This window comes from Inquilinus limosus MP06, from assembly GCF_000767795.1.
Taxonomy (GTDB): domain Bacteria; phylum Pseudomonadota; class Alphaproteobacteria; order DSM-16000; family Inquilinaceae; genus Inquilinus; species Inquilinus limosus_E.
This window is the reverse complement of the sequence record NZ_JANX01000808.1, coordinates 1-2,080: the sequence shown is the minus strand read 5'-3', so window position 1 is coordinate 2,080 and position 2,080 is coordinate 1. Positions and strand designations below refer to the sequence as shown.

Here is a 2,080-nt window from a genome sequence, read left to right as displayed (position 1 = left end):
ACGCCGAGCTGGCGGCCAGCCAGCCGCAGCTGCTGGCCCGGTTCGAGAAGGGCCTGCCCGACATGTACGGCAAGGCCTATCGCTGGGTGGCGGAGATGCGCGAGATCGCCGATTTCCTCGGCCCCGACGACCCCGCCCGGCTGATCTATGAGGGCATGGCCGGACTGTATGAGCGCCTGGCCGCCGACATGGCCGGGGAGAAGCGGGACATCGCGGCGCTCGACGCCTTCCTGGGCATCGGCAAGGCCGACGCGGCTTAGCCTCCGCCTACGGGAGAGGCCGGGCTCACGCAGCGAGATAGGGTGGAGGCGGGCCGCGGCTTCGACAAACCCCCTCACCCGGAGGCGCAAACGCCTCCGACCTCTCCCGTAAACGGGAGAGGCAAAATACTCGGCTTTGGACACTGGTTCTGCAGCCATGTCGCCATTGCGACCCCGACCTTGAGCCGGGGGAAGCAATCCATGCAGCCGCTCTGGCGGGACGACGGATTGCTTCGTCGGCTTCGCCTCCTCGCAATGACGGTGAGAGAATGCGCCGGGACGGTCAGCTGCTGTCGGGTGTGGACGGTCGCGGCATCGGCCGGCCCGTGCCGGGCTCGTCCGATGCCGATACCCAATCCTCCGCCGGCTCGTGATCGGCTGTCTCGGCGGGCTCCGCCTGCGGGGCGTCCTCAACGGCCTCGCCGCAGCCCTGCGGCAGCGGGATCGGCGGCGGCGGGCGGCCGATCTTGCGGCACACCGCCTGCACGAACTCCTCCGGCGACAGGCTGTCGAGCTGCGCGTCCAGGATCTCGTCCTCGACCACCCGCTTCCACACCACCGACCGCAGATGCTCGGCGCCCTCGCCATCGATGGGCGTCGCGGTGGCCTTGACGACGGCCTCGACGGCCTGCTCCCGCTTCTGCCGGCGGCGCTGCTGCTCGCCCGACGCCTCGCGCTCGCCCCGCCGCATCAGGTAGTCGATGCGGATCCGCTCGGCCAGCGCCACCGACAGCCGCAGCGACCGGGACAGTCGCGACTGGATCTGCCCGAAATCGACCGCCGAGTCGCTGTCCGCCCGCTCCTGCTGCCGCTCGGTCATCCGCTTGCTGCGCATGTCGATCTCGGCGGCCTCGCGCACCATGTGCAGCGCCCAGCCGGTCCACAGCATGTCGGGATCGGTCGGCTTGATCGGTTCGAATTGCGCCTCATTCATGGAACATATCATGAACGAGAATCGGGATGGACGCAATGCACATTGCGTTTACGGCCGGATCGTCAACCTCTGCGCGATCTTTCGAGACCTGAGAGCCGTTTGGACTCGGCCCTAAGGTTGATGGGTTAGGCCCGCACCGGCCTTTTGCTGCAACTTTGTCTTCTGTATTGTAATGATAGGCGTCAGCGCTTTGGATCTCTCCGTTCTGTCTATGATCCGCTCACTTGCTTTCAGATGGTTTTTTTGATCATAGGTAGTTCGTCACCGTAGTATACGTTCAAATTCGCGGCAGGCTGCTATCGATTGCAACTAACACCTGCAAAGAATGGCAATGTGATATAATGGTGGAATAGTTTTAGTAAGATTTCTGGAGTGCCGGCCATGATCAAGCAATTATTGATTTCCTTTCCGCTCTTCCTAATGGGCTCGTCTGCGCTCGCGGATGTCCTTAAATTCGAATGCTTGTTTGATCGAAGATGGTCACCAGATGGCATCGCGTCGGACAACTTCTCGATGGTGTTTAATTATGACTCGCTCGCAAACAAGGCGTTTATGGTGGGCAACGTCGGGGTTGAAGAAGTGTATCCAATTCGTGGTTATCAGGGCTTGTCATTTATTGAGGTTCTGCAAACAGGAGCCGTTCAAACAACGACAATCTCGAATGAAGGAGCTGCGGTTCATAGCCGAAACTCGATGATTGGAGGAGAGTTCGTTCCGTCACAGTATGGCGGAACGTGCAGAATTACGAGGTAGGCAAGGTCAATGTCGGTATCTGGCCGCTTCCGCCCTTTTGTTGGCGATCGGCTATCTCGGCACCAGATCGTTCCGCCGCGGCGCGCAGCAGCAGGATTTCCTGCAGCAGGCGTGACCGCTCCGGGTCGCCGGC

3 protein-coding genes are annotated in these 2,080 nt (G+C 61.7%); 2 read left to right on the top strand and 1 reads right to left on the bottom strand.

Going from position 1 to position 2,080, the window contains the following annotated elements; all coding sequences use genetic code 11:
- Positions 1–260 (top strand): DUF1932 domain-containing protein (locus tag P409_RS32650; RefSeq protein WP_034848474.1); only part of this gene is annotated, 260 nt, incomplete at its 5' end.
- Between the two features lie 283 nt (positions 261–543).
- On the opposite strand, the gene P409_RS32645 is transcribed toward P409_RS32650, so the two are convergent.
- Positions 544–1,194, bottom strand: coding sequence for a hypothetical protein (locus tag P409_RS32645; RefSeq protein ID WP_034848471.1), 651 nt, complete (start codon positions 1,192–1,194; stop codon positions 544–546).
- Between the two features lie 381 nt (positions 1,195–1,575).
- Between P409_RS32645 and P409_RS38425 the strand changes: the two genes are divergently transcribed.
- A complete protein-coding gene (locus P409_RS38425; RefSeq protein ID WP_161790515.1) occupies positions 1,576–1,947 on the top strand; it encodes a hypothetical protein in 372 nt (123 codons plus the stop codon).
- Positions 1,948–2,080: the final 133 nt, after the last annotated feature.

What these genes read in the sequence shown, in the direction of transcription:
- P409_RS32645 (WP_034848471.1), bottom strand. Translation starts at nt 1,194, where the DNA reads ATGAATGAGGCGCAATTCGAACCGATCAAGCCGACCGATCCCGACATG.
- P409_RS38425 (WP_161790515.1), top strand. Translation starts at nt 1,576, where the DNA reads ATGATCAAGCAATTATTGATTTCCTTTCCGCTCTTCCTAATGGGCTCG.